The organism is Lysinibacillus sp. ZYM-1 (assembly GCF_001308875.1).
Lineage (GTDB): Bacteria > Bacillota > Bacilli > Bacillales_A > Planococcaceae > Lysinibacillus.
In genome coordinates, this window is record NZ_KQ465124.1 from 45193 (window position 1) to 70820 (window position 25628).

Below are 25628 nucleotides of genomic sequence, written 5' to 3' on the forward strand. Positions count from 1 at the left end.
CAAAGTTTTTTAGTAAAGTGTCATTAGCATGCAGCTGTTGTTCTTTAAAAAGATGGAGAATGTTTTTAAAGCTAAGCTTTTTCGTCCATTCAAGTTGATCATTCGCTAATTTACCGCATAAAGGTGTCTCATACAGTAACTGCATACTATCAGCAGCAGCCTGCCAATTTTCCCAAAGCTCCGACAGTCTATCTGCATCTTTCTTATTATTGATGACCTCAAGCCTATGTAGTCGTAAATAAAATACGCTTTGCTTTGTGAAATACTCATCCATTTTTAAAATATCTTCTTTATAAAGATCTACAGAATCAGGTATACCAATATAACGGAGAAAGACTACTTCCTTCGTAAGGGCATTTTTGTTAGGACTGATCTGCATAAACTCCTGAAAAGGATTAGCTAACTTTTTATACTTAATTTTTAACGGTCTCGTTGTCACAACCATCTTCATACAACTCCTATAAGCACGTCATTACATATAATGGTACTTATATACAATTCTCTGACATCTCTCTAAATCCTCTATTCCAAACAAACAAAAATGCACAACTCTATAAAGAATTGAACGTTTTCTTCACCTTTCTCAAATAAAAATATAAAGAAATACTTATCAGAAGTATGACTAATCGTAGGGCTTGTATAAATAAAAAGCCGTGCATAAAAACAAGAACCCCGCCACCAGCATCTGTAGCTAGAGCACCAATAGCTACTACAAATGGCAAAACAGACTGATTGAAAAGTCAAACCAGCTATACGATGAGCTGTTTGAAAAAGAATTCATGCCAGAAGAAAATGAAAAGGAATTAGCATTGGAAGGCCTCGCTCAAATAATCGAAAAATTGAGGACTCATTGGACATTAGTTAAGAGCTATCTGGAGACAACATAAAAAATAGAGAAATCCAAATTTGAATGCATTCGAATTCGGATTTCTCATTAATTGAAGCTAGTTATGTCCCAGCCTCTCAAATGATTTGCTTACTTAAATACTTGCGCTGCGGCAACAGCCTTTTTCCAGCCTGCATAAATTTTGTCACGATGATCATTACTCATATTTGGTGTAAACTGACGATCTAAATTCCAATACTTGCTGATTTCCTCTGTCGAATGCCAATAGCCAACTGCTAAGCCAGCTAAATACGCTGCACCTAAAGCTGTTGTTTCATTAATAATTGGGCGATCAACAGGAACATCCAATAAATCTGCCTGGAATTGCATTAAGAAATCATTGGCCACAGCTCCGCCATCTACACGTAATTTTGCTAACGGAATATTCGCATCTGCCTCCATCGCAGCTAATACATCCTTTGTTTGATAAGCTAATGATTCTAGCGTCGCACGTACAAAATGCTCCTTCGCAGTTCCTCGCGTTAAGCCAAAGATAGCTCCGCGCACATCAGAATCCCAGTACGGTGTTCCTAAGCCAACAAATGCTGGGACAACATAAACACCATCTGTTGACTCTACACGTGTTGCATATTGCTCTGATTCACTTGCATTACGGAACATACGTAAACCGTCACGTAACCATTGAATCGCAGAACCTGCTACAAAAATACTGCCCTCTAAAGCATACGTTACTTTGCCATCTAAGCCCCAAGCTAATGTAGTCAATAAGCCATTATTTGACTTCACTGCCTTTTCTCCAGTATTCATTAACATAAAGCAACCTGTGCCATATGTGTTCTTGACCATACCTTCCTCAAAGCATGCCTGACCAAATAGTGCTGCTTGTTGGTCGCCTGCAGCACCCGCAATTGGGACAGCAGAGCCAAAGAATAATGCCTCCTCTGTATAGCCATAAACTTCAGAAGAAGGACGTACTTCTGGTAGCATAGAGGCAGGAACAGTTAAAATTTCTAATAGTTCTTCATCCCACTTTAAATCATGGATATTATACATCAATGTACGAGAGGCATTTGAATAGTCTGTAACATGTACTTTTCCACCGGAGAGCTTCCAAATTAGCCAAGTATCAATTGTACCGAATAGCAACTCTCCTGCCTCCGCTTTTTCACGGGCTCCCTCAACATGATCTAAAATCCACTTCACTTTTGTACCTGAGAAGTAAGCATCTATTAATAAACCTGTTTTATCACGGAATAAATCATTGTAACCGCTTTCCTTTAATCGCTCACAAATTTCATTCGTTTGACGTGATTGCCAAACAATTGCGTTATAAACAGGCTTGCCAGTATGTTTATCCCATACTACTGTTGTTTCACGTTGATTGGTAATCCCAATCCCTGCAATTTGACTTGAATTCACACCTTTTTCTGATAACACTGTTGCAATACAAGATAGAATTGATGACCAAATTTCCTCTGCATGATGCTCTACCCAGCCTGCTTGTGGAAAATGTTGTTGGAATTCTTGTTGTGCTGTGTGTACGATTTTACCCGTTTCATTAAAAAGAATAGCTCTTGAGCTTGTTGTTCCTTGGTCTAACGCTAAAATATATTTTTTTTCTGACATAGAAATCCCTCCAAATAAATTAGTCTTCTACTTGAACATTCTTAACCGTTAATTGAGCTCCTATGAAAATAGCAATCACAATTACTGCAACAATCCAAAATGCTATACTATTTTTCCCTTCAAATATTTGTTGGAAAAACAATGCACCAAATGTACCTCCAATAATTGGACCTACAACTGGTATCCATGCATAGCTCCAACCAGAATCACCTTTGCCTGCAATCGGTAAAATAAAATGCGCAATACGGGGACCTAAATCACGAGCTGGATTTATTGCATAACCTGTTGGGCCCCCTAAAGCCATCCCAATTACAATAATTAACATACCAACTAAAAATGGATTTAAACCATCTGTAATCGTATTTGTACCTAACGCTAAAATCCCTAAAACTAAAATAAATGTTCCTATCATTTCTGATAATAGATTTGATAAAGGATGCTTAATAGCTGGCATTGTGGAAAATGGCGCTAATTTTACATCGGCATCTGCTGTTGCCTGCCAATGTGGTAAATACATAAAGTAAACAAGTGTAGCCCCTAAAAATGCACCAATCATTTGTGCGGCAATATATGCTGGCACATCTGCCCAAGGAAAATTTCCAATCGTGGCAAGAGCAATTGTTAGTGCCGGATTTAGGTGGGCACCACTGATTCCACCTACTGCATAAGCTGCCATCGCAACCCCAAGCCCCCATGCAAAGGTAATAACAATCCATCCACCACCAAAGCCTTTTGATTTGTTAAGCACGGCACCTGCTACTACGCCGCCACCAAATAAAATAAGAATCATTGTGCCGACCAGCTCAGCTGTAAACGTAGACATAGTTTAATCCCCCTTTGTGATAATAGCCCATAGAAAACAAAAAGGAACCCACATCCAATCAAACTACATTAATACATGTAGATGAACAAATGTGGGTTCCTTTTCCTAACCACGTGCGTATGAACTTATGTCCATTTTAGAGAAAAAAACATACAGAGTCAACTATTTTTTGAAATTTTCCCATAATTGCCTATTAGATGTTGTAACGGCGATAGCACCACCAGCTATTGCTTCTTCAATATTGTCTACTGTACGCACTAAGCCACCTGTAATAACAGGGATTTGTGTGCGCTCATAGATTTCCTGAATCATCGACGGAATAATGCCTGGTAATAGCTCAATATAATCAGGCTGCGCTGTTTCAATCATTGAATAACTTTTTTCAAGAGCAATCGTATCAATCAAAAACACACGTTGAATAGCCATAATTCCACGCGCTTTGGCTTTCATTAGCATATTGGAACGCGTTGAAATAATGCCAGCTGGACGAATATCATTACATAAAAAGTCCGCTGCGAAATTATCTGTTTTTAAACCATGAATTAAATCCGCATGAATAATTAATTTTTTTCCATGCCGATGTGCCTCACGCTTTAAAGACATCAATAAGCTAATGTGCACCTCCAATAGCACAATATAATCGAATGGACTTGCTATTATCTCGTCAAATTGCTTGACGGTACGCGCAGCAGGAATCACCTGTTGATTATCAAAATGCATTCCATTCTCTCCTTCCCTTATAATACAGTGTGAACGCTCACCCTTATATTATGTTGAGAGTAACTACCTCATTATAGCGCAGTTGTCGCTCGTTTTATTTCTTTCTTTACATCTTCTTTATATTGTGTCCGTTGCTGTGCTGTCCAGTTGAGTTGCTTAGCCATTTCATCTAGAATTGCCTCTTCATATTGTTGAACAATTGCCATTTGAAAGAACATATATCCTGTCCGGCGAACCATAAAATCATTTGGATGAACGACCATTTCATGATGAATACCATACATTAATTGCGCATATAGCCATGATGGTAGGATTTGGTGTCCTTCCTTTACATAATTAAAAACAATTTCTACATTGCTACCATAATGCTGTGTTAAAAATTTGGCCTCTTCCTCAGATAAGCCTATTTTCTTGCCTACTCTTGTATGGTCATATAAGAAGGCATAAAATTTATTTGAGCCGCCAATATGGCCACCAGAAATCGGAATATTTTTTGTTGTACATGGAGAAGATTTAATACCAAACTGTTGCTCTAATTCATGTGCAAGCGTATTTAATACCGTTTCAGCCATTTTACGATAACCGGTTAATTTCCCACCTGCAATTGTTACAAGTCCTGATGGCGAAATCCACACTTCATCCTTACGAGAAATTTCAGATGGATTTTTACCGTCCTCATGAATCAATGGACGAACACCTGCCCAGCTTGATTCAATATCTGCATCGGTCACCTTCACATTTGGGAACATATAACGAATCGCGTTCATTATATAATCGCGATCCTCTTGATAAATATCCATATTGCGAGCATCGCCTTCATAAAATGTATCTGTTGTACCCACATATGTTTTTCCTTGTCGAGGGATGGCAAATACCATGCGACCATCAGGTGTATCAAAATAAACAGCTTGCTTTAATGGGAATTTTGATTCATCAAAAACAATATGCACACCTTTCGATAAAATTAAATGCTTCCCTGCTTGCTCTCCTTCAATTGTGCGCACATCGTCCACCCATGGACCAGCAGCATTAACCACAGCCTTTGCACGAATTTCGATTGTATGATTTGTTAAGAAATCCGTTGCAACAATGCCATTTATTTTTTGCTGTTCATTATATAGGAAATTTTCGGCTTTTATATAATTAAGTAATGTTGCCCCTCTTTCAATGGCTGCCTTTGCGACTTCAATTGTTAAACGGGCATCATCAGTACGATATTCTACATACATACCACCGCCAAGTAATCCCTTAGTTTTCACTAATGGCTCCTTTTCAATGGTTTGACCTGCATTTAACATATAACGTCGCTCTGCACGTTTAACTCCTGCTAAAAAATCATAGACACGCAAGCCGAGATTTGTAGAGTATTTTCCAAATGTCCCTCCCTTATGAAAAGGTAATAACATCCAAACAGGTGTCGTCACATGTGGACCATTTTCATAAACAATGGCACGTTCCTTCCCTAACTCTGCTACCTCTTTTATTTCAAATTGCTTTAAATAACGTAAACCGCCATGTACCAATTTTGTGGAACGGCTAGAAGTCCCTGCTGCAAAATCCTGCATTTCCACTAATGCTACAGAAAGACCGCGAGCAATAGCATCCAGTGCAATACCACACCCTGTAATACCGCCACCAATTACTAATAAATCGTACTCCCTATCTTGAAGTTCCTCTATTGTTTGTTGTCGTTGTAACGCAGAAGCTGTACTCATAATTTATTTCCTCCCTCATCATTTTAACGATAAAAAAGACCATCAAAAGCATATGTACGCTAGGCACATATGTTTTCAATGGTCTCTCAGTTACTCAAACCTGCTATTAACTTACTTTTTATTGTAATATGCACATTCCAAAAAGGCAAGTTTCTGTTTAGTGACAGGATACTGCTTAATAAAGGACTAGCAAGTTTTTCATCTAGGTGACAAAGCAAGAGCAAGGAGTGAATATTGCTTACTAAACTCTGTACTCCGATTTTTATGAATTAGGATTCTTCTTTATCAGCTCACTGGTTACTCAACATGATTTACTTCAAAGTGATCAAGCAATGCACGCACTTCATCTGTTGATTTTGTGTTCATCAATTGGCTTCTTAATTCACCAGCACCTCGGAATCCTTTGACATATATTTTGAAAAAGCGATGAAGTCCTGTGATTGTACGTGGTAGTACTTCCGCATATTGATCTTGAAGATCGAGCTGTAGCCTTAAAAGATTAAGGTACTCTTTACTACTATGCTCTTTTGGTTCTTTTTCAAAAGCAAAAGGATTTTTAAAAATACCTCGTCCAATCATAACACCATCAATACCATATTGTTCAGCAAGCTCTAGCCCAGTTTGTCGGTCAGGAATGTCTCCATTAATTGTTAAGAGTGTATTTGGTGCGATCCTGTCACGTAATTTTTTGATTTCTGGAATGAGCTCCCAATGTGCATCTACTTGGCTCATTTCTTTTCTTGTTCGTAAATGAATAGATAGATTTGCAATATCCTGTTTTAAAATGTGTGTTAGCCACTCTTCCCACTCATCTACATCCTTATAGCCAAGTCGTGTTTTCACACTGACAGGCAATCCGCCCGCTTTTGCTGCCTGAATCAATTCTGCCGCCACGTCTGGGCGTAGAATAAGGCCACTACCTTTCCCTCTCGATGCCACATTTGGCACAGGACAGCCCATATTAATATCGATACCTTTAAAACCTAGCTCTGCCATACCGATACTCATTTGACGGAAATACTCAGGATTATCCCCCCAAATATGTGCCACCATCGGCTGCTCATCTTCCGTAAAAATCAAACGACCACGTACACTTTTCTGTCCCTCTGGATGACAATAGCTATCCGAATTTGTAAACTCTGTGAAAAATACGTCTGGTCTTCCGGCTTCACTGACTACGTGACGGAAAACAACATCTGTGACATCTTCCATCGGTGCCAGTACAAAAAATGGCCGAGGCAAATCACGCCAAAAATTATCTATCATGTTAATTCCAAATCCTCTCACTATGAATAAAACTCCATAATCTCAGTTCAAAAACTATAAAGTCAAATATTACACTTATATCATGCTTATTAACCCATTATCCAGTACATATATCATTTGTGAAAAACTATTATGAAAATGGACACTATTTATTTTAACGAAAATCAGTTCAAAATGGTATTTTTAATACAAAAAAGCAGGTGGTATAGATTTTTGGAACTGCCCCTTGTTGTGGCCAATGCCATTATATAAAACCTGTTTCATTGGTATACCGCTACCCGCATTTCAATGTCTTTCACTTTTTTTCATATGGATAGCTCACTCTTGTACGCAAAGAAAAAACACCTCCTAATTGAAGTTTAGGTATCTAAACCTGAATTCAATCGAAGATGCTTTTGTATTTGTCTATACTATTGGGGTCAGTGCCGGTCATATCAATGACTTTTCTATTATACTAACTCCAACCACGCGACCCACAATCTTAATATTTTCGAATCACTAGATTAAGCTTTGCTCAGCATAAGTTCAGTACTTTTCTTAGTTAATTTTAGAGCCTAGCAAACATTCTATTCATGATTAAACTGTAGGCAGAAATTTTTCTGATTATGAATACGAACATTATATTTCACTCATTGGAGTTCCTCTGATTCCACAGAGCTTAGCAAGCTATCCACGACAAAGTCAAGTTGTTTATCTAGCGAGAAGATATCATTGTAGAAGAACAAGCCAAAGCTCATGTCGATTAACCGGCCATCCTTCACTGCCGGAATGTTATTCCAAATCTGGTTGTCTGATAAATCTTCCATTCCTTCAAAGGCAGAGCGGAATACATAGTCACCAGCATACTGAGTCAACACTTCGTAGGAGACATCCATGCTGGTCGCATCATTCTTGGAGGTTTCTATTTTTTGTTGCACGATCTCAGGCGCTTTCATCCCCAAATATTGATAAATAATCTGAGATCCCCGTCCGTAACCCATCCCCACCATTACGGCCATAGAACCTTTGTTGCTTTCCATAACTGTGACTGTTTTGTCCAAAATACCAGCTTGCTGCAGCTTTTGCTTGCTTAGTTCCACCTTATTATAAAAATTGTCCAAAAGTTCTTTAGCTTGATCTTCTTTACCAAATGCTTTCCCCAGAATGTCCATACGTTCTTCCACTGGTAAGTCATATGGTATATAAAGAGTAGGGGCAATTTTATGAAGGTTGTCGTAAATTTCATCTGTTGTAACAATAATAAGATCTGGATTAAGGGCGAGCACCGCTTCTGGGCTCGGTTGCCCATCTCCTAAAGTGGTGATACCATCCAATTCGCTAGCGATTGCCGCATCGCCTTCCCCAACTAGAGTGGAAATACCAACAGGCTTTATTCCTAGAGCAAGCAGGTCACCCATTAAATACAGGACAACGACCCTCTGCGGGTTAACGGGCACTTCCACATCTCCTTTTAGTGTGTTCACAATTCTCGTTTGTGGCATCCCCTTAGCTTCAGCATTTGATGTAGTCTGTGTTTGCGTCTCTGACTGGCTCCCCGTCGCTCCCTTATTCACAGGCGCATTTGATGTACACGCCGATAACAACAGCATCAAGCTCAAGGCTGCCGCCAAAATTATTTCCTTGTTTCTTGTCTTCCCTAACATCAACAATTCCTCATTTCCCTTAGATTTGACTAATTTATATAGTTCTCTCTCATTGTATTGAGGTTGATAATCATTATCAATATCATTAATGTCCTTATCAGTTATCATTTTTATCCGGTACTCACTTGGTGTCATATGGTTATACTTTTTAAACATTCGGATTAAATTTAACCCATCCACAAAACCGCAACCAACAGCAATTTCTTGAATAGTTGCATTTGTGTATTGCAAATGCCACTTAGCCGAACCCAGCCTTTTCTCATTCAAGAACTCCTGAGGGCTTTTATGCTCGCGTTTTTTAAAAAGCCTAATTAACTGGCTCCTACTAATGGGTAGCATTTCAATAAGTTGTTGAATGGAAACAGGCTCGCTATAGTGTTGTTCCAGATATTGCTTGGCCATTACCACATAATCAGGCTGGCAATAAAGAATATCTCCCTTTTCCAACTCATTGTAAATCTCATAGACAATCTGATACAGTATAATCTTTGAATAAAATTGATTTAACACAGATTCTCGATTCCAATTGTTTTTCATATTCAAAAACTTCTCCATAAAAAAAATGGGATTCCCCGGTGAGAATCCATACGTTTGTATAAACGGATTAATATGTTCTAACAAGCGATAAATTTCTCTTTTGTAAAATGGCGGAGTTTCTGCTCTATATAGCACCATGTAAGTCTCGAGACTGCTACTTACAGGATGAATTGATATTTCCGTTCCTTTTCCTCCATGAAAAATACCAAAACGTTCCGATTGATATAGTGTTTGATCCAATTTTACATTAGCCGTTCCACCACAGGTATACACCAGCATACTAGTCGGCATCCGGTAACTTTGGATTGGTTTGTCCGGATGAATCAACTTGTAACGAACATCTATTAGTGAAATGGATGAGCGCATCCATAGCCGGACAGCCTTATCGATCATTTCCTTTGTAAAGTTATTAGTTGAATCCATATCATTCGACATTCACCTTCACTCCTTCAATCCACATCATATTTGTATGGTAATATAAATGATAATGATTATCAACCTCATAGTAATTTCGTAGTTTGACTTCTAAAATACACAAAAGCACGAGCAATGAATATGCTCGTGCTTTATCAAGATAGTAAATGCGGTTCGTAATATCCTACTTCCTCACAAGCCACGCACAGCACTCAACATGTGTGGAGTGCGGGAACATATCTACTGGTTGAATTTCTTGTGTTCGATAGCCTCCGTCCTCTAAGATGCGAAGGTCGCGTGCTAGTGTGCCTGGGTTACAGGAGACATAGACTACTCGTTTTGGACGCTGCTCTAAAATAGTAGTTAAAAGTGCTTCATCACAGCCTTTACGCGGTGGATCGACGACGAGTACGTCAGCTTCCTTCCCTTCCTTATACCATCTCGGAATAACTTCCTCTGCTGGGCCAGCCTCAAAATAAGTATTTGTAATCCCATTGAGTACTGCGTTACGTTTAGCATCTTCAATCGCTTGTGGGACAATTTCAACGCCCATGACTGCCTTTGCTTTTTGCGCAAGGAATAAAGAAATCGTACCAATTCCACAATATGCATCAATGACTCTTTCATCCCCCTGCAGGTCTGCATAATCAAGTGCTTGTTTATAGAGGACCTCTGTTTGCTCTGGGTTGACTTGATAGAAGGAACGAGCAGAAATTTCAAAGCGTACGTCGCCAATTGTGTCAATAATGACGTCCTTGCCCCAAAGGTTCAGTGTGTCATCACCAAAAATCACATTAGTTTTCTCATGATTAACATTTTGCATAATCGAAGTGACGTTCGGAACAAGTTTTTGAATCACTGCAATGGCTGCCTCTTTTTGTGGGAACTTTTTATTTTTCGTCACGAGGACAACCATGACTTCACCTGTTGCACGTGCCTTACGAATAACAACATGGCGCAACATTCCATCGTGGGAAAGTTCATTGTATGGGCGCATGCCTATCGCCGCTAATTCTTTTTTCAAGCCTGCTAAAATTGCATCTGCTTCTCCTGTTTGAATCAAGCAACGCTCCATATCCACAATGCTATGCGTCTTCGTTTTATAGAAACCAGCAATAGCTTGACCTGCTTCATTTTCGGAGAAAGGAATTTGCGCTTTATTACGGTAATGCCATGGCTCTTTCATTCCTTTTACAGGCAGAACAGGTGCATCTATTTTGCCAATACGTTGCATCACATTGCGCACCATATTTTCTTTCCATTTGAGCTGTCCCTCATAAGATAGATGCTGTAATTGACAACCACCGCATTGCTTAAAGTAATCACATGGAGCTTCTACTCGATCGGGTGATGGCTTAATAATATCTACAACTTTTGCAAAGCCATAATTTTTTAAAGTTTTCATCACATGGATTTCGGCTGTTTCGTTCGGAAGTGCGCCTTGTATAAATAATGGATAGCCATCCACCTTAGCGACACCATTGCCATCATGTGTTAAGTCTTCTATATAAACTGAAAGTCGTTCATTCTTTTTCACGGGTGCTGACATTCGTACATCCTCCATTTCAATCTCCTTATTGTAGCATGTGTTGGCGAATGAAAAAAGAACAAGACTTGCCCGTTATGCGGTTCTTCTAACTAACTTGAAAAAAGAGCCGCTATTCGCGACTCTTTCCTTGCTCTTTTGTTATATGATAATCCCTTGGTGCCCACCAAAATGCACACAAGATTCCAAGAATGACGACAATAAAAGGCGCATAAAAAATTAAAAAACTTTGCATACACTAATTTCCTCCTATGCGTGATTGTCTTCTTTTCCGGTCACATAGTTTTTATTGAACAAGAATAATTTCATCAATAAATAAAGTGATGGAAGTAGGAGACACAGTCCTAAAATAAAAGCAATGATTAAAGCAATTGCCATTTGTGTACTTGTGAAGCCATCATAAATCGTTAAATATGGATACAGTAAATATGGATATTGCGCAATACCATAAGCGAAGAATGCTACTGCAAATTGAGCAATAAGAAGCACAACTGCAAGCCCATATTTTTTACGCATTGCAATGAGGAACACTGTAATCACAAATAATATGGCTGATATTGCAAACATCCACCATAAATTCACCATGTGACCATAACTTTCAGGGTTAATGGATTTCATCTCATACATGATGCCTAGTGCGCTGATCATCAAAGGAGCTGCCCAAACAAGTGCATATTTTCGCATTAGCTTCGTAGCTTCCTTGTCATTCGCTTTATGTGCATACCAAGTTAAAAATACTGCAGAAATGTAAAGTACAGCGGCAATACTCAGTACCACAATGCTCCAAGCAAATGGACTCGTATATAAAGTCCAGTAGTTTAATACGGGCTGCCCATTAACGAGATCCACATACCCTCCACCAGCAATAGCAAAGACAACAGACAAAGATGCAGGAATTAATAAACCTGCTACACCATATGTCAGCGTATAACCAATATGTCCTCTCGTACCATAGGATTCAAAGGCATAGTAGGAGCCCCGAATAGCCAATAGTACAAGTGAAATACTGACGGGTACAAGTAAAATTGTTCCGTAGTAAAAAGCTGTTTGCGGGAAAAATCCTACAATTCCTACAAAGAAGAATACCAAAAAGACATTGGTTACTTCCCAAACAGGTGATAAATATCTTTTAATAATATTCGTTAAAATATGATTCTTCCCTATCAGTAGGCTATAAGCGTTAAAGAAACCAGCACCGAAATCAATCGATGCGACAATGACATAGCCAAATAGGAAAATCCACAATACTGAAATACCTAGAATCTCTAATGTCATAGGATGTCACCGCCTTTTTCAGAGTGGCGATCTTCAATCTCACGCTCAATTGGATTCTTTTTAAACATTCGCACCAAGACGACAATACTTCCTACCGCTAATACTGCATATACACCTGCAAACAACAACAACATTAAATCCACATGATCACTCGTTGTGGCCCCTTCTGGTGTTCGCATCAAACCATAAAGAATCCATGGTTGACGTCCAACCTCTGCAAGCCACCATCCTGCTTCAATGGCAATGATAGAAAGTGGGCCACCTGCCACAATGATCCATCGATACCAGCGTGAATGAATAAACTGCCAGCCCCGTGCTTTCCCTACAACATACAGTAATGAAACTAGCACCATAAACATACCAATGGAAACCATGATATCAAAGAGATAATGAATATAGAGTGGTGGTAGATCCTCTTCATCGAATTGATCTAATCCAATTACCTCTGCGTTAGGATTAAAATGTGCAAGAATGCTTAAAGCATACGGAATTTTGATGGCATATTTCACTTCTTCTCCATCTAGCACGCCAAATAAGACAAGAGAAGCCTTTCCTTCCGTTTCAAAATGCCATTCCGCTGCGGCTAATTTTTCTGGTTGATATTCCGCTAAGTATTTTCCTGAGAAATCTCCAATCACAGCTGCTGCAATGGAGAAAATTAAGCCAATTTTCATCAGTAACAATAATGATTTTTTATGGTATACATGTTTCGATCCTTTAAGCATTCGGTATCCTGCTATAGCTGCTAGAACAAATGCAGATGTCATATACGCTGTTACCAGTACATGCGCCACCTTTGTCGGCATAGCAGGGTTAAACATCGCTAAGAAGGGTTGGATATTAACAAGGTTCCCGTCGACAATATCGAAGCCTCTCGGGGCATTCATAAAGGCATTCACAATTGTAATAAATACAGCCGACATCGATGCACCTACTGCAACTGGAATTAACAATAGCATATGCTTTTTCTGACTATCGAAGCGGTCCCAAGTATATAAATAAATGCCCAAAAATATAGCTTCAAAGAAAAATGCAAACGTTTCCAAAAAAAGTGGTAAAGCAATGGTTTGGCCAGCTAGTTGCATAAAGTTGGGCCATAATAATGATAGTTGTAAGCCAATTGCGGTGCCAGTCACAACACCCACTGCAACCGTAATGACGAAGCCACGTGCCCAGCGTCTTGCCATTAAAATATAATGCTCATCATTCTTTTTATACCCAGTCCATTGAGCAATCATGATCATTAACGGGACACCGACACCTATCGTTGCATAAATAATGTGGAACGATAAAGTTAACTCCGTTAATGCACGACTCCAATAGACTGCTGATTCGTTTATCATCTCATTGCCCCCTAGCTTCCAAATATTCTTCCAAGAATGGAAAGTAGCATAATAATTGCAACACCAAAGCTTAGCCAAATAAGCTTCTTCTCCTGTGACTTATACAAAAGCAACACTTCCTTTCCCTTATCCATACCCCATTTTCCACTATTACAACGAAAAAAACCTTTATAATGGACCGAAATTTCAGCCTATTAATAAGGTTTCAAATTTTGTTCAAGTAATATACGCACATTTGCCAAACATTTTTCTTAATTCATTCACAATCCCTAATTCTTCGCTGCGGGCTATTTGATTTAGTCTATTATCTTTTTAATCGTTTGATACGAAATTTTAGGTGGAGTTTTCCCATCTTTGAGTGCTGAACAGTTCTTAGATTCTTTTATACAAAAAAGCTCCTCCTCGCTAAAACGAAGATGAGCTTTTCATGTATTATATACGGTCCTCTTCGCGAATATCTGCAAGAGGGACAAAAATATCGATGTGACGTTTTAAATTTTCAAAGGTAGCTGGAGCATCTCCGCCATATTCGCCATCTAGGTTAAGATGTACTTCGTTTTCAGTAGTGACTTTGACAACGCTCGCTTTTTTGTAGATAACACGGTCATCATTTAAATGCTCGCCTCTTAATGCCATGGCAGCCAGCTGAATAAACTCCGGTAGGCTAACTTTTTTTAACACTAATAATGTAAAGTATCCATCGTTAATACTTGCGTCGGGTGCAAGCTTTTCAAAGCCTCCTACAGAGTTAGTTAAACCACATAGGAACATCATGGCATCGCCATCAAACACTTCGCCATCATATTCAATACGCATATGGGAGGCTTTGATGGATGGAATCATCTCTACTGCTTTTAAATAATAGGCTAACTGGCCAAGCATTGTTTTCATTTTACTTGGTACTTCATATGTTAGCTCAGTAATGCGTCCGCCAGCAGCAATATTGATGAAGTAACGTTCGCCATTTAATAGACCGACGTCCACTGGTAATGTGTCGCCTTGAATAATAATGTCCACAGCCTCATCAATATTTCGAGGGATATGCACGGCACGGGCAAAATCATTTGTAGTGCCCATTGGAATTAGACCAACTTTTGGACGGTTTTCAAATGGACTTACACCTGAAACAACTTCATTTAATGTGCCATCTCCACCAACTGCGATGATTATGTCAAAGCCACGGTCTACTGCATCTTTTGCTGCAAGTGTTGCATCGCCTTCACCGGTTGTTGCGTGACAGGATGTTTCATAGCCTGCTACTTCTAATTTTTCCAACACCTCTGGTAGATGTTTCTTAAACGCTTCACGTCCAGATGTAGGATTATAAATGATTCTTGCTCGTTTCATAACATACCTTCCTGCTTCATAAGATTCTATTTCATTCAACGAATTACTCGCTAAAATGTTGCTTTACGTTTGTTATTTTTGGAATGCGTTTGTAACCTGCTTTTTAAAATCTTCATAGACATACGTCCAATACGATTGGTTCGTCATATTTTCTTCACGAATTTCCGCATAAAGAGCCTTTTGGGCTTCTTCAAATGCTGGATCTTCTTTATCTGGTAAGCTTGCACGCTTTGTTACTACAAGCTCTTGTAATTCAGGTGCACGTGGACCCCATTTTGCAATAACCTCACCAGTGCCATCTATTAACAAGTAAATAGGAATAGCACGACCTCCATTTGTTAGATAGCGATCAATTAGATCTGTATCTGCATCGCGGAACACTGTACGCATGTCTAATCCAGCTGCTTCAGCAACGCGGCGAACAATTGGATTGTTTAACATAGCATCTCCGCACCAATCTTCTGTAATCGTTAAAATTTTTGGCTGTTTGTCTTTTAATAATTCAATGAAACCGTCGTTTGTTGGCACTGTAAAACCGTCATAAATATGGAAACTCTCTTCTTTAAGAGTCGTCATATTCTCCATATATTGTTGAATCGAAATCGCTTCATTAAAATATTGTTGTTCTGTTTTCATTGGTTCGTCCCCCTTATGATTGTCTATTTTATATTTTGCTATGAATACTCCTTTTAAACAACTATAAAGTTTTACAAATTGCAAATTTGTTACATTTATGAAAAACAATAGCCGAGAAAGCGATTATGCTCTCTCGGCTATTATGTTACAACGAGTAATTATCGTTTGGCAATTTCTTGTTGCAATAATTTATTCACCATTGGAGGATTCGCTTGACCTTTAGTAGCTTTCATAATTTGACCAACTAAGAAGCCAATAGCACGATCCTTACCATTTTTAAAGTCTTCGATAGATTGCGCATTGTTATCTAAAACTTCTGTAACAATTGCCAGTAGTGCACCTTCATCAGAAATTTGAACTAAACCTTTTGCTTTCACAATCTCCTGCGCAGAACCGCCATTTTCAACTAATTCAGCAAACACTTTTTTACCGATCTTAGAAGAAATTGTACCGTCAGTGATTAATTTCACCATTTCTGCAAGATTTACTGGTGTTAACGCAGTATCTTTTAAGTCTTTTTGTTCCGCGTTTAAGTACGCAGAAATATCACCCATTAACCAGTTAGCAGAAAGTTTCGCGTCTGCACCGTTCATGATCATTGCCTCGAAGAAGTCAGAAATTTCTTTAGAAATAACAAGAACTCCTGCATCATATGGTGTTAATCCTAACTCTTCAACATAGCGTTTTTTACGAGCATCTGGAAGTTCAGGAATTTCGGATTTAACTCGCTCTAGCCATGCATCGTCAATAGAAAGTCGAACCAAGTCTGGCTCTGGGAAGTAACGGTAATCATCTGTACCTTCTTTAACACGCATTAAAATAGTTTTACCTGTTTTTTCATCGAAACGGCGTGTTTCTTGCTCAATAACCCCACCTGATAATAATACATCTGCTTGACGTAATTCTTCATGCTCTAAACCACGACGAACATAGTTGAAAGAATTCAGGTTTTTAAGTTCAGTTTTTGTACCAAATTCTTCTTGACCATAAGGACGAATAGAAATGTTGGCATCACAACGAAGTGAACCTTCTTCCATCTTACAGTCAGATACATCTGTATATTGAATAATTGATTTTATTTTTTCTAGATAAGCATAAGCTTCGTTTGGTGTACGAATATCTGGCTCAGAAACGATTTCAACAAGTGGTGTACCTTGACGGTTAAAGTCCACTAAAGAGTGATCCCCAGCATGTGAAAGTTTACCAGCATCTTCTTCCATATGCAGACGAGTAATACCGATACGTTTTGTATAGCCATCTACTTCAATGTCAATCCAGCCGTTTTTACCAATTGGTTTATCAAATTGTGAAATTTGATAAGCTTTCGGATTATCCGGATAGAAGTAGTTTTTACGGTCAAATTTTGTTTCTTGTTCGATTTCCATATTGAGTGCAAGAGCGGCACGCATAGCGAAATCTACCACATTTTTATTTAGAACTGGTAGGACACCAGGATAACCTAAATCGATTACTGTTGTATTTGTATTTGGTTCAGCACCAAAGTGAGCTGGTGCTGGTGAGAAGATTTTTGAGTTTGTTTTTAACTCAACGTGTACTTCTAAACCAATGACTGTTTCAAAGTTCATGTTATTTTCCCTCCCACATTTGAGGAACTTGTTTATGGAACTCTGTTGCTTGTTCAAAAGCATGAGCTACACGGTAAATAGTTGCTTCATCAAAATATTTACCAATAATTTGTAAACCTAGTGGTAGTCCGTTTTCAAAGCCACAAGGAATTGAAATCGCAGGTACGCCCGCTAAGTTCATCGGGATTGTTAAAATATCGTTTGCATACATTGTCATCGGATCATCAACGTTTTCACCAATTTTGAATGCTGGTGTTGGAGATGTAGGTCCAATGATAACATCAAAGTCTTCAAATACTTTGTCATAGTCTGCTTTGATCAGTGTACGTGCTTGTTGTGCTTTTTTGTAATACGCATCATACGTACCTGCACTTAGTGAGTAAGTTCCAAGCATGATACGGCGCTTTACTTCATCACCAAAACCTTGAGCACGTGTTTCTTTATAAAGGTCCATTAAATTTGTCACGTTTTCTGCACGGAAACCATAACGGATACCATCGAAACGAGATAAGTTAGAAGACGCTTCGGATGAAGAAAGAATATAGTACGCAGCAAGTGCATACTTCGAATGCGGAAGAGATATTTCTTCTACAGTAGCACCTAAACCTTTTAATACCTCTAATGCAGCAAGCACTGATTGACGTGCTGCTTCGCCAACACCTTCACCAAGGAATTCTTTTGGTACTGCGATACGTAGGCCTTTAACATCACCAGTAAGAGCTGCAGCATAGTTTGGCACCTCTACATTAGCAGAAGTAGAATCATTTGGATCTAAGCCTGCAATAGCTTCAAGTAATAACGCATTATCTTCAACATTGCGTGTAATTGGTCCAATTTGATCTAAAGAAGATGCAAATGCTACTAGACCAAAACGAGATACACGACCATATGTAGGTTTCATCCCTACAACACCACAGTAAGCTGCTGGTTGACGGATTGAACCACCTGTATCTGAGCCAAGAGAGAATGGTACTTCACCTGCTGCTACAGAGGCTGCAGATGCACCTGAAGATCCCCCTGGTACGTGGTTTAAATTCCATGGGTTTTTAGTTGTTTTGTAGTATGAATTTTCATTAGATGAACCCATTGCAAACTCGTCCATGTTTAGTTTACCGACTGTAATCATACCGGCTTCACGTAGCTTGTTTACAACAGTTGCATCGTAAATTGGCATAAAGCCTTCAAGAATTTTAGAGGCACACGTTGTTTCTAAGCCTTCTGTTACGATGTTGTCTTTCACTCCGATTGGAAGACCGAAGAGTGGTCCACGTTCTTCAAATGGAACTTTATCCATTTCAGCAGCTAGTCCAGTTGCTTTTTCTTCGTTTGAAGCAAGGAATGCTTGTACATCGCCGTCTAGCTTTGCAATACGTTCGTATGCTTCTTTCGTTAAGTCAGCGATCGATAAGTTACCTGCTTTAATTTCTGCTTGTAACTCCTTAGCTGAACGTTCAAATAACGTCATGAGGAATCCTCCTATGTTTTAGTATTACATGATAGCTGGTACTTTTACTTGACCATCTTCTTGTTCTTTTACGTTTAACATCATTACTTCACGGTCTAGACCTTTTACTGCCACGTCTTCACGCATTATATTGACTAATGGTAAAACATGTGTTGTTGGTTCAACATTCGTTGTATCTAGCTCGTTTAATTGCTCTGCAAAGTCTGTAATTTTGCCAAGCTGTTCAGCAAATTTCTCTGCTTCTTCTTCTGTAATTGCAAGACGTGCTAAATTTGCCACGTGCTTTACTTCTTCTTTTGTTAATTTAGCCATTTTTCACACCTCCGAATACTTGTTCAATTCATTGTTTTTATTGATAACAATAGGGTTGAATAAAGTTAACCATGCCAATAATCATAACATTTTTCATATTAAAAATCACAACTTTCACCAAAAATATAGAAACTTTCACTACTATAACGAAGTGTTGTCAATCTATACCAATGGTTTCCCTTCAATTCTATATGTCTACATAAAAATATAGCCAGCTCAAAGGCTGACTATATTAGTCATAAACATGCACGTAAGGATCCTTATCATTGGCCTTTTTAATAATTAATGCCTCTGGACCATTTACAGAAGTAACGCTCACCTCAACATGAATATTATCAAATTGATTAATTAAAATACCCGTCAAATATTGCGTAAAGCCTATTATTTCTGCTTTACCGAAAAATTGGATTGGAATTTCAATCGAAAGGTTTTGTATTTGCTTATTGCGATAGAAACCTGTCCCTATCACACTCGTATAGTTTGAGAAATACTTATCAACATCTTGTTTAAAATTCTTGAAGTTATTGTTGACATCTCGATAAATATCTTGTAAATCATCTGTTGGGAACAAAATATAATTTTCATCGATACCTTCCCAATCAGCAATACTGTTCTGCCCAGATTTTGCTACTCCATAGCTAAAATATGCTCCTGGAATAATTTGATTGCGAGCTTGCTGTTTAAACAAACCAACAACAATTGGAACATCCTTTAACTCATCACGTGTACGTAAACGAGAAACAATTTCAGCAGCCATTTTTTTGCCTTGCTCCACAAGCGTAGATTCTGAAATTGGTGCCTCATAATATTCGCCATACTGTTCTTTTTGATAATAATAAATGGAGTTTAAAGCAAGCCCTATTGAAATTCCACCTAATTTCACTTTATTATCTTTCGTTTTTGTTAAGTAATTTTGCTCTACAATATGGGATAAATAAATGGGTGCCTTCGTTGCCCGCTCTTCAGGTGTCATTGAGTCTGTTGTCGGTGGATTTAATCCATCGTCTGTTTGTGAACTACGGGCAAGCCAAGAACTCACAGTACTTTCAGCTAAATATTGACCTTCTTGGAAGTAATAGTTTTCTGTGTCAAACTCGTTTTGAGATAGACGCATTAAACCCGCTTCCACTTCCTTCATATCATATTTCGTATAAAGATTTGATACAACTAGACCTCTACTGGCACTCTCTTTATAAGGAATAAGTGTCTTATAATAAGATTCATCAATCTGTATGCTTGGGATAATGGTTGTTTCAGCTTTTTCTTTCTGTTGCGTTTCTTGTGTAAGCTCTGTCTCCTTCTTGTCAGAAGGCACACAGCCGACTAGCATTGCAGCAGCTACAATTGCTGGAATGAGTCGAAAAGACTTCATTATTTAGTGCTCCTTTACTAATAGTCAATTTCAGGCTGACGAATCCATCGACGCCCTGATATATTATCGTTTTGTTAATCATGCACGGATTAGATGAGGTTAAGTTGTTCAATTAAGTTTTCTTCATTCCACACTTCAATACCTAATTGTTCAGCCTTAGTCAGTTTTGAGCCCGCATCTGCCCCTGCGATGACAAGGTCCGTTTTTTTGCTGACACTGCCTGTTACAGTACCACCTAACTCTTCTATTTTCGCCTTTGCTTCGTTGCGTGTCAATTGCTCAAGTTTACCAGTTAGGACAATTGTTTTGCCTGCAAAAGGATTATCGCCTACAACCACTTCTACTTTTTTACCTTTAAAGTTCATATTCACGCCCACTTCAGCAAGGCGTCCAATAACTGCACGTGCGTCTTCATTTGAGAAATATTCCACTAATGAAGAAGCCATTTTATCGCCAATCTCGTATATAGCCACAAGTTGTTCCTCTGTTGCCGCCATTACGGCTTCCATCGAACCAAATTCCTCTGATACGATTTTTGCCGCCTTCTCACCAACATGACGAATTCCTAAACCAATTAATAAACGCTCCATTGAATTTTCTTTAGAGGCTTGAATAGCATTTACTAAATTGGTTGCAGACTTTTCGCCCATCCGTTCTAGCTCGACCAGTTGTTCTACTGTTAAATGATATAAATCAGAAACATCATGGATTAAATCTGCACGTAATAATTGCTCAACAACTTTATCCCCAAGCCCATCAATATTCATAGCATTGCGAGACACGAAATATTTAATGCTTTCTGCAATTTGAGCAAAGCATGCAGGATTTACACAGCGTAATGCAACTTCACCCTCAATACGAATCAATTCACTATCGCATACAGGACAATTTTTTGGCATCTCAAATGGAACAGAATCCTCAGGACGTTGCTCAATTAGCACCCCTACAACTTGCGGGATAATATCACCAGCTTTTCGAATAATCACTGTATCCCCAAGGCGTATATCTTTATCTCGAATGAGATCTTCATTGTGTAAAGAAGCACGTTGCACTGTCGTCCCTGCTACTTGAACGGGGGTTAAAATAGCTGTTGGTGTGACAACACCTGTACGTCCCACTGTTAAATCAATATCAAGTAATGTTGTGACAACTTCCTCAGCTGGAAATTTATAAGCAATGGCCCAGCGTGGACTTTTTGCCGTGTAGCCTAGCTCATCTTGTTGAGCGTAGCGGTCTATTTTTATAACGATACCATCAATTTCGTAAGCTAGGTTTGGACGGTTTTCTGTCCAATGTTCAATAAAGGCCATAACTTCTTCGATGGTAGAGCAACGCTGACGCTCTTTATTGGAGGGGAAACCTAGGCCTTCTAAATAGTCAAGCATTTCTGCATGTCCGTCGATGCCATAGATCTCACCATCTCCGCCAATGGCATAGATAAAAGTCGATAGTTGGCGACTCGCTGCAACTTTAGGGTCTAACTGCCGTAAAGAGCCTGCAGCGGCATTACGTGGATTGGCAAATAGTTCTTCATCATTGTCAGCACGTTGCGCATTTAATTTTTCAAATGATTTTTTCGGCATGTACGCTTCACCACGTACTTCTATTGTAATCGGTTCTTTTAAACGCAGAGGTATGGCACGAATTGTCTTTAAATTGGCTGTAATTTCTTCCCCTACAACACCGTCTCCTCTTGTTGCGCCTTGTACAAACATGCCATTTTCATATTTTAATGAGATGGCGAGACCATCTATTTTCAGCTCACATACATAGGAGAAATGATCCCCAATAGCCTGTCGAACTTTACGATCGAATTCTCGTAAATCTGCTTCGTTAAAAGCGTTTGATAGACTTAGCATTGGGTAATCATGTGTCACCTTTTTAAAGCCTTCTACCACTGTTCCTCCAACACGTTGAGTAGGTGAATCAGGATAAATAAGTGATGGATTTGCTTCTTCTAAGGCAATTAATTCATGCAACAATTGATCATAAACACTATCAGCTACAACTGGTTTATCTAGTACGTAATAGGCATACCCATATTCATGTAATAATTTATTTAACTCCGCTATTCGCTGTTCTATTTCGTTCATTTACGTTCCTCCGCTTACGCTTTTTCAATCGGTGCAAATTGTGCCAGTAATCGCTTAATACCAATTGGTTGTGGAAAAGCGATATCAAGCTCTGTACTATCACCTTCGCCTTTTACACTTACAACCATACCCGTACCCCATTTTTTATGGACGGCCTTATCTCCAGCCTTCCAGCCAAACTGATCTCCGCCTGTCGTTTGTAAACGAGCTGTGGCAGGCTGGGTTTGTTGAACAGCCCCAAGGGTACGTTTTTGATAACCACCTGTTGAACGATTGCTAGTAGCAAACGGTATATTCGTATTCGTTTTAGTACCAGCTTTGGAAATAGATTCGGTAATATCTTCAGAAATTTCACCTAAAAATCGTGAAGCATTATTAAAGCTAGAACGGCCAAAAATCGTTCGGCTTTGTGCACATGTTAAATATAGTCGCTCCTCTGCTCGCGTCACACCAACATACATAAGACGACGTTCTTCTTCCATTTCATCTTGATCATCTAGTGAACGTGAATGTGGGAAAATATTTTCCTCCATACCGATAATAAAGACAATAGGAAACTCCAAGCCCTTAGCAGCATGCATAGTCATTAAAATAATATTCCCTTTGGATGCATCCTCTTTATCAAGAGCATCGATATCAGCAATAAGTGCCAAATCCGTTAAAAACGCTATCAGACTTTTATCATCGCTGCGCTCCTCAAAAGCTTTTGTGACAGATAAGAACTCCTCAATATTCTCTAAACGACTTTCGGCTTCAATCGTTTTTTCATTTTGTAACATTGTACGGTAGCCAGACTTATCAATGACTTGCTCTACAATTTCTGTGACAGATAAATATTCTTGCATTTCTGTAAAGCCTTTAATCATTGCATAAAACTGTTCTGCTGAGTTTGCGGCTTTCCCGGATAGACCCATGAATATTAAATCATTCATGGCATCGAAAATGGAACGGTCCTGTTCAATTGCATAGCGTGCCATTTTTTCAAAAGATGTAGCGCCAATGCTACGTTTTGGTTCATTAATGATACGTGCAAGTGATAAATCATCGTCATTATTAGCAATAAGGCGTAGATAAGCAAGTAAGTCTTTAATTTCTTTTCGATCATAGAACTTTGTCCCACCAACTATTTGATACACCATATTGGACTTTACAAGTACTTCCTCCATCACACGAGATTGGGCATTCGTACGATATAAAATGGCAAAGTCATCAAATGAACGATTTTCCTTTTCCATCAACTGCTGGATTGTTTGTACAACAAATTGTGCTTCTTCCTGCTCATTATAAGCTTTGTATAAAGCAATTTTTTCACCATCTGCATTTTCTGTGCGCAGTTCTTTTGGATAACGTGTTGTATTATTTTGAATGACGTCATTTGCTGCTTGTAGGATGCGTTTAGTTGAACGATAGTTTTGCTCAAGCATAATCACCTTAGCATTGGGATAATCCTTTTCAAAGGAAAGGATATTACCGATATCTGCACCACGCCAGCGATAAATTGATTGATCAGAATCCCCTACAACACAAATATTTTTAAATTTTTTAGCTAATAATTGCACAAGTAGATATTGGGATTTATTGGTATCCTGATATTCATCTACATGAATATATTGAAATTTATTCTGATAGTATTCCAGCACTTCTGGTACGCGTTTGAACAACGTAATGGTTGTCATAATTAAATCATCAAAATCCAGGGATTGGTTACGACGTAATCTTTTTTCATAGCCTTTATACACACGTGCAACGGTTTGTTCATAAGGGTTTTTATCATTCATTTGACCCTCATAATCATCTGCTGTAATGCACTCGTTTTTGGCTGCACTAATAGCATTTAAAATAGCTCGTGGCTCAAAACGCTTAGGATCGATATTCTCATCCTTCATTACATTCTTGATCACCGAAAGTTGATCCGTAGAATCTAGGATGGAGAAATTACGAGATATGCCTAGTTGATCGATATTGCGACGTAAAATTCTTACACACATCGAGTGGAAAGTAGATACCCACATACTATCGCCAGTTCCATTGCCAAGAATACCGTCAATACGCTCTCGCATTTCACGAGCAGCTTTATTGGTAAACGTAATGGCTAAAACTTTGGATGGATACACTTCCTTTTCTATGATTAAGTAAGCAATACGATGTGTTAATACTCGTGTTTTCCCTGATCCAGCACCAGCCATAATCAGCAGCGGTCCCTCAGTGGTTTTAACCGCTCTTTCTTGTTCAGGATTCATACCTGCTAGTAAATTTTTTGTTAACTGTTCCATTTCGCACCGCCTTACAAACATTTGTTCTAAAATTATAACGTATTTTTCACAGCCTTAACAGTCGCAAGCGCAGCTTTTAAATCTTCATAAATAATATTTCCCACTACTACCGTGTCTGCGAATTGTGCCATTTCCTCTGCCTGTTTTGCAGATGTAATTCCTCCACCATAAAAGAGCTTAGTATGCTTCAGTTCATTTTTCACAGCACTTACTACTTCTTGATTCCCATAAATTCCACTGTATTCTAAATAAAATACTGGGAGTTTAAAGAAATTTTCTGCCATGCGTGCATAGGCTACGATATCGTCAATCGATAAATCTGTTTTGGCACCTGTTACTTGTGCCACTTTACAATCTGGATTTAAAATACAATAACCTTCTGCCACCAATTCATCCCATACCATGATATCTCCAAACTCTTTAATGGCTGCATGATGCAAATTTTTAATCCATTTTGGATCATCACTATTTAAGACGGTCGGAATGAAGTAATAATCATAGCCTGGTGTAATCGCATCAATAGTCGAAATCTCCAGAGCTATTGGTACTTCGAAGCGTCTAACACGAACAAGTAAATCTAATACCCCATCTAAAGTTACATTGTCTGTTCCACCAACTAAAATAACGTCTGTCCCAGATTCACAAATTTTTTCTAAATCTTCATCTGAAATGTCCTTTGCTGGATCTAGCTTGAACACATGTCTCCATTCTAAATAATCCATTTATTTTACCACCTATCGTTTTCTATCTATTCGTTTACAAGTATAGCTTATGATGGACGACAAAAAA

The 25628-nt window shown here is 38.7% G+C and carries 19 protein-coding genes and 1 pseudogene; all 20 read right to left on the minus strand.

Features of this window, described 5'->3' with window-relative positions; genetic code table 11:
- Positions 1–445, minus strand: a pseudogene (locus tag AO843_RS25175) (YceG family protein); the annotation flags it as partial.
- 531 nt (positions 446–976) lie between these two features.
- Complete coding sequence (glpK, locus tag AO843_RS15340) at positions 977–2473, minus strand: glycerol kinase GlpK (RefSeq protein ID WP_054611961.1); 1497 nt, start codon at positions 2471–2473, stop codon at positions 977–979.
- Positions 2474–2492: 19 nt separating this feature from the next.
- Positions 2493–3296 carry an MIP/aquaporin family protein gene (locus AO843_RS15345; protein WP_054611962.1) on the minus strand — a complete coding sequence of 268 codons (804 nt, stop codon included), beginning with the start codon at positions 3294–3296 and terminating at the stop codon, positions 2493–2495.
- A 162-nt stretch (positions 3297–3458) separates the two neighbouring features.
- The gene (locus AO843_RS15350; RefSeq protein ID WP_054611963.1) at positions 3459–4016 is read right to left on the minus strand and encodes a glycerol-3-phosphate responsive antiterminator; all 558 of its coding nucleotides are present in this window, start codon (positions 4014–4016) and stop codon (positions 3459–3461) included.
- Positions 4017–4087: 71 nt separating this feature from the next.
- Positions 4088–5731 (minus strand): glycerol-3-phosphate dehydrogenase/oxidase, encoded by a 1644-nt coding sequence (locus AO843_RS15355; protein WP_054611964.1) that lies wholly within the window; start codon positions 5729–5731, stop codon positions 4088–4090.
- A gap of 297 nt (positions 5732–6028) precedes the next feature.
- Entirely contained in the window at positions 6029–6997 is a 969-nt protein-coding gene (locus tag AO843_RS15360; RefSeq protein WP_054611999.1) for a tRNA dihydrouridine synthase, read from the minus strand.
- A gap of 629 nt (positions 6998–7626) precedes the next feature.
- Positions 7627–9612, minus strand: coding sequence for an AraC family transcriptional regulator (locus AO843_RS15365; RefSeq protein WP_231630170.1), 1986 nt, complete (start codon positions 9610–9612; stop codon positions 7627–7629).
- A gap of 163 nt (positions 9613–9775) precedes the next feature.
- The gene (gene rlmD / locus AO843_RS15370) at positions 9776–11140 is read right to left on the minus strand and encodes a 23S rRNA (uracil(1939)-C(5))-methyltransferase RlmD (RefSeq protein WP_054612001.1); all 1365 of its coding nucleotides are present in this window, start codon (positions 11138–11140) and stop codon (positions 9776–9778) included.
- A gap of 109 nt (positions 11141–11249) precedes the next feature.
- Positions 11250–11372: a cytochrome bd oxidase small subunit CydS family protein gene (locus AO843_RS25400; RefSeq protein WP_012292033.1), complete on the minus strand. Its 123-nt coding sequence runs from the start codon at positions 11370–11372 to the stop codon at positions 11250–11252.
- Between the two features lie 14 nt (positions 11373–11386).
- Complete coding sequence (locus AO843_RS15375) at positions 11387–12412, minus strand: cytochrome d ubiquinol oxidase subunit II (RefSeq protein ID WP_054611965.1); 1026 nt, start codon at positions 12410–12412, stop codon at positions 11387–11389.
- Positions 12409–13755: a cytochrome ubiquinol oxidase subunit I gene (locus tag AO843_RS15380; RefSeq protein WP_054611966.1), complete on the minus strand. Its 1347-nt coding sequence runs from the start codon at positions 13753–13755 to the stop codon at positions 12409–12411. Before AO843_RS15380 ends, AO843_RS15375 begins: the two co-directional genes overlap by 4 nt.
- 432 nt (positions 13756–14187) lie before the next feature.
- Positions 14188–15102 (minus strand): diacylglycerol kinase, encoded by a 915-nt coding sequence (locus AO843_RS15385; protein WP_054611967.1) that lies wholly within the window; start codon positions 15100–15102, stop codon positions 14188–14190.
- Positions 15103–15174: 72 nt separating this feature from the next.
- On the minus strand, positions 15175–15738 hold the full coding sequence (locus AO843_RS15390; RefSeq protein ID WP_054611968.1) for a thioredoxin family protein: 564 nt from the start codon (positions 15736–15738) through the stop codon (positions 15175–15177).
- Between the two features lie 158 nt (positions 15739–15896).
- On the minus strand, positions 15897–17324 hold the full coding sequence (gene gatB, locus AO843_RS15395) for an Asp-tRNA(Asn)/Glu-tRNA(Gln) amidotransferase subunit GatB (RefSeq protein ID WP_054611969.1): 1428 nt from the start codon (positions 17322–17324) through the stop codon (positions 15897–15899).
- 1 nt (position 17325) lies between these two features.
- Complete coding sequence (gene gatA, locus AO843_RS15400; RefSeq protein ID WP_054611970.1) at positions 17326–18789, minus strand: Asp-tRNA(Asn)/Glu-tRNA(Gln) amidotransferase subunit GatA; 1464 nt, start codon at positions 18787–18789, stop codon at positions 17326–17328.
- Positions 18790–18813: 24 nt separating this feature from the next.
- The gene (gene gatC, locus AO843_RS15405; protein WP_054611971.1) at positions 18814–19101 is read right to left on the minus strand and encodes an Asp-tRNA(Asn)/Glu-tRNA(Gln) amidotransferase subunit GatC; all 288 of its coding nucleotides are present in this window, start codon (positions 19099–19101) and stop codon (positions 18814–18816) included.
- Positions 19102–19333: 232 nt separating this feature from the next.
- A complete protein-coding gene (locus AO843_RS15410) occupies positions 19334–20473 on the minus strand; it encodes a CamS family sex pheromone protein (RefSeq protein WP_054611972.1) in 1140 nt (379 codons plus the stop codon).
- 89 nt (positions 20474–20562) lie between these two features.
- Positions 20563–22566: an NAD-dependent DNA ligase LigA gene (gene ligA / locus AO843_RS15415; RefSeq protein WP_054611973.1), complete on the minus strand. Its 2004-nt coding sequence runs from the start codon at positions 22564–22566 to the stop codon at positions 20563–20565.
- A 14-nt stretch (positions 22567–22580) separates the two neighbouring features.
- Entirely contained in the window at positions 22581–24839 is a 2259-nt protein-coding gene (gene pcrA / locus AO843_RS15420) for a DNA helicase PcrA (protein WP_054611974.1), read from the minus strand.
- 32 nt (positions 24840–24871) lie between these two features.
- Positions 24872–25561 carry a heptaprenylglyceryl phosphate synthase gene (locus AO843_RS15425; protein WP_054611975.1) on the minus strand — a complete coding sequence of 230 codons (690 nt, stop codon included), beginning with the start codon at positions 25559–25561 and terminating at the stop codon, positions 24872–24874.
- Between the last annotated feature and the right edge of the window lie 67 nt (positions 25562–25628).

Bases quoted from the DNA above. Each gene is read 5' to 3' on its own strand.
- pcrA (WP_054611974.1), bottom strand. From the start codon at position 24,839: ATGGAACAGTTAACAAAAAATTTACTAGCAGGTATGAATCCTGAACAA.
- gatA (WP_054611970.1), bottom strand. From the start codon at position 18,789: ATGACGTTATTTGAACGTTCAGCTAAGGAGTTACAAGCAGAAATTAAA.
- AO843_RS15380 (WP_054611966.1), bottom strand. From the start codon at position 13,755: ATGATAAACGAATCAGCAGTCTATTGGAGTCGTGCATTAACGGAGTTA.
- AO843_RS15355 (WP_054611964.1), bottom strand. From the start codon at position 5,731: ATGAGTACAGCTTCTGCGTTACAACGACAACAAACAATAGAGGAACTT.
- gatC (WP_054611971.1), bottom strand. From the start codon at position 19,101: ATGGCTAAATTAACAAAAGAAGAAGTAAAGCACGTGGCAAATTTAGCA.
- AO843_RS15375 (WP_054611965.1), bottom strand. From the start codon at position 12,412: ATGACATTAGAGATTCTAGGTATTTCAGTATTGTGGATTTTCCTATTT.
- glpK (WP_054611961.1), bottom strand. From the start codon at position 2,473: ATGTCAGAAAAAAAATATATTTTAGCGTTAGACCAAGGAACAACAAGC.
- AO843_RS15425 (WP_054611975.1), bottom strand. From the start codon at position 25,561: ATGGATTATTTAGAATGGAGACATGTGTTCAAGCTAGATCCAGCAAAG.
- AO843_RS15385 (WP_054611967.1), bottom strand. From the start codon at position 15,102: ATGAAACGAGCAAGAATCATTTATAATCCTACATCTGGACGTGAAGCG.
- AO843_RS25400 (WP_012292033.1), bottom strand. From the start codon at position 11,372: ATGCAAAGTTTTTTAATTTTTTATGCGCCTTTTATTGTCGTCATTCTT.
- gatB (WP_054611969.1), bottom strand. From the start codon at position 17,324: ATGAACTTTGAAACAGTCATTGGTTTAGAAGTACACGTTGAGTTAAAA.
- AO843_RS15350 (WP_054611963.1), bottom strand. From the start codon at position 4,016: ATGCATTTTGATAATCAACAGGTGATTCCTGCTGCGCGTACCGTCAAG.
- AO843_RS15360 (WP_054611999.1), bottom strand. From the start codon at position 6,997: ATGATAGATAATTTTTGGCGTGATTTGCCTCGGCCATTTTTTGTACTG.
- rlmD (WP_054612001.1), bottom strand. From the start codon at position 11,140: ATGTCAGCACCCGTGAAAAAGAATGAACGACTTTCAGTTTATATAGAA.
- AO843_RS15390 (WP_054611968.1), bottom strand. From the start codon at position 15,738: ATGAAAACAGAACAACAATATTTTAATGAAGCGATTTCGATTCAACAA.
- AO843_RS15345 (WP_054611962.1), bottom strand. From the start codon at position 3,296: ATGTCTACGTTTACAGCTGAGCTGGTCGGCACAATGATTCTTATTTTA.
- ligA (WP_054611973.1), bottom strand. From the start codon at position 22,566: ATGAACGAAATAGAACAGCGAATAGCGGAGTTAAATAAATTATTACAT.
- AO843_RS15410 (WP_054611972.1), bottom strand. From the start codon at position 20,473: ATGAAGTCTTTTCGACTCATTCCAGCAATTGTAGCTGCTGCAATGCTA.
- AO843_RS15365 (WP_231630170.1), bottom strand. From the start codon at position 9,612: ATGTCGAATGATATGGATTCAACTAATAACTTTACAAAGGAAATGATC.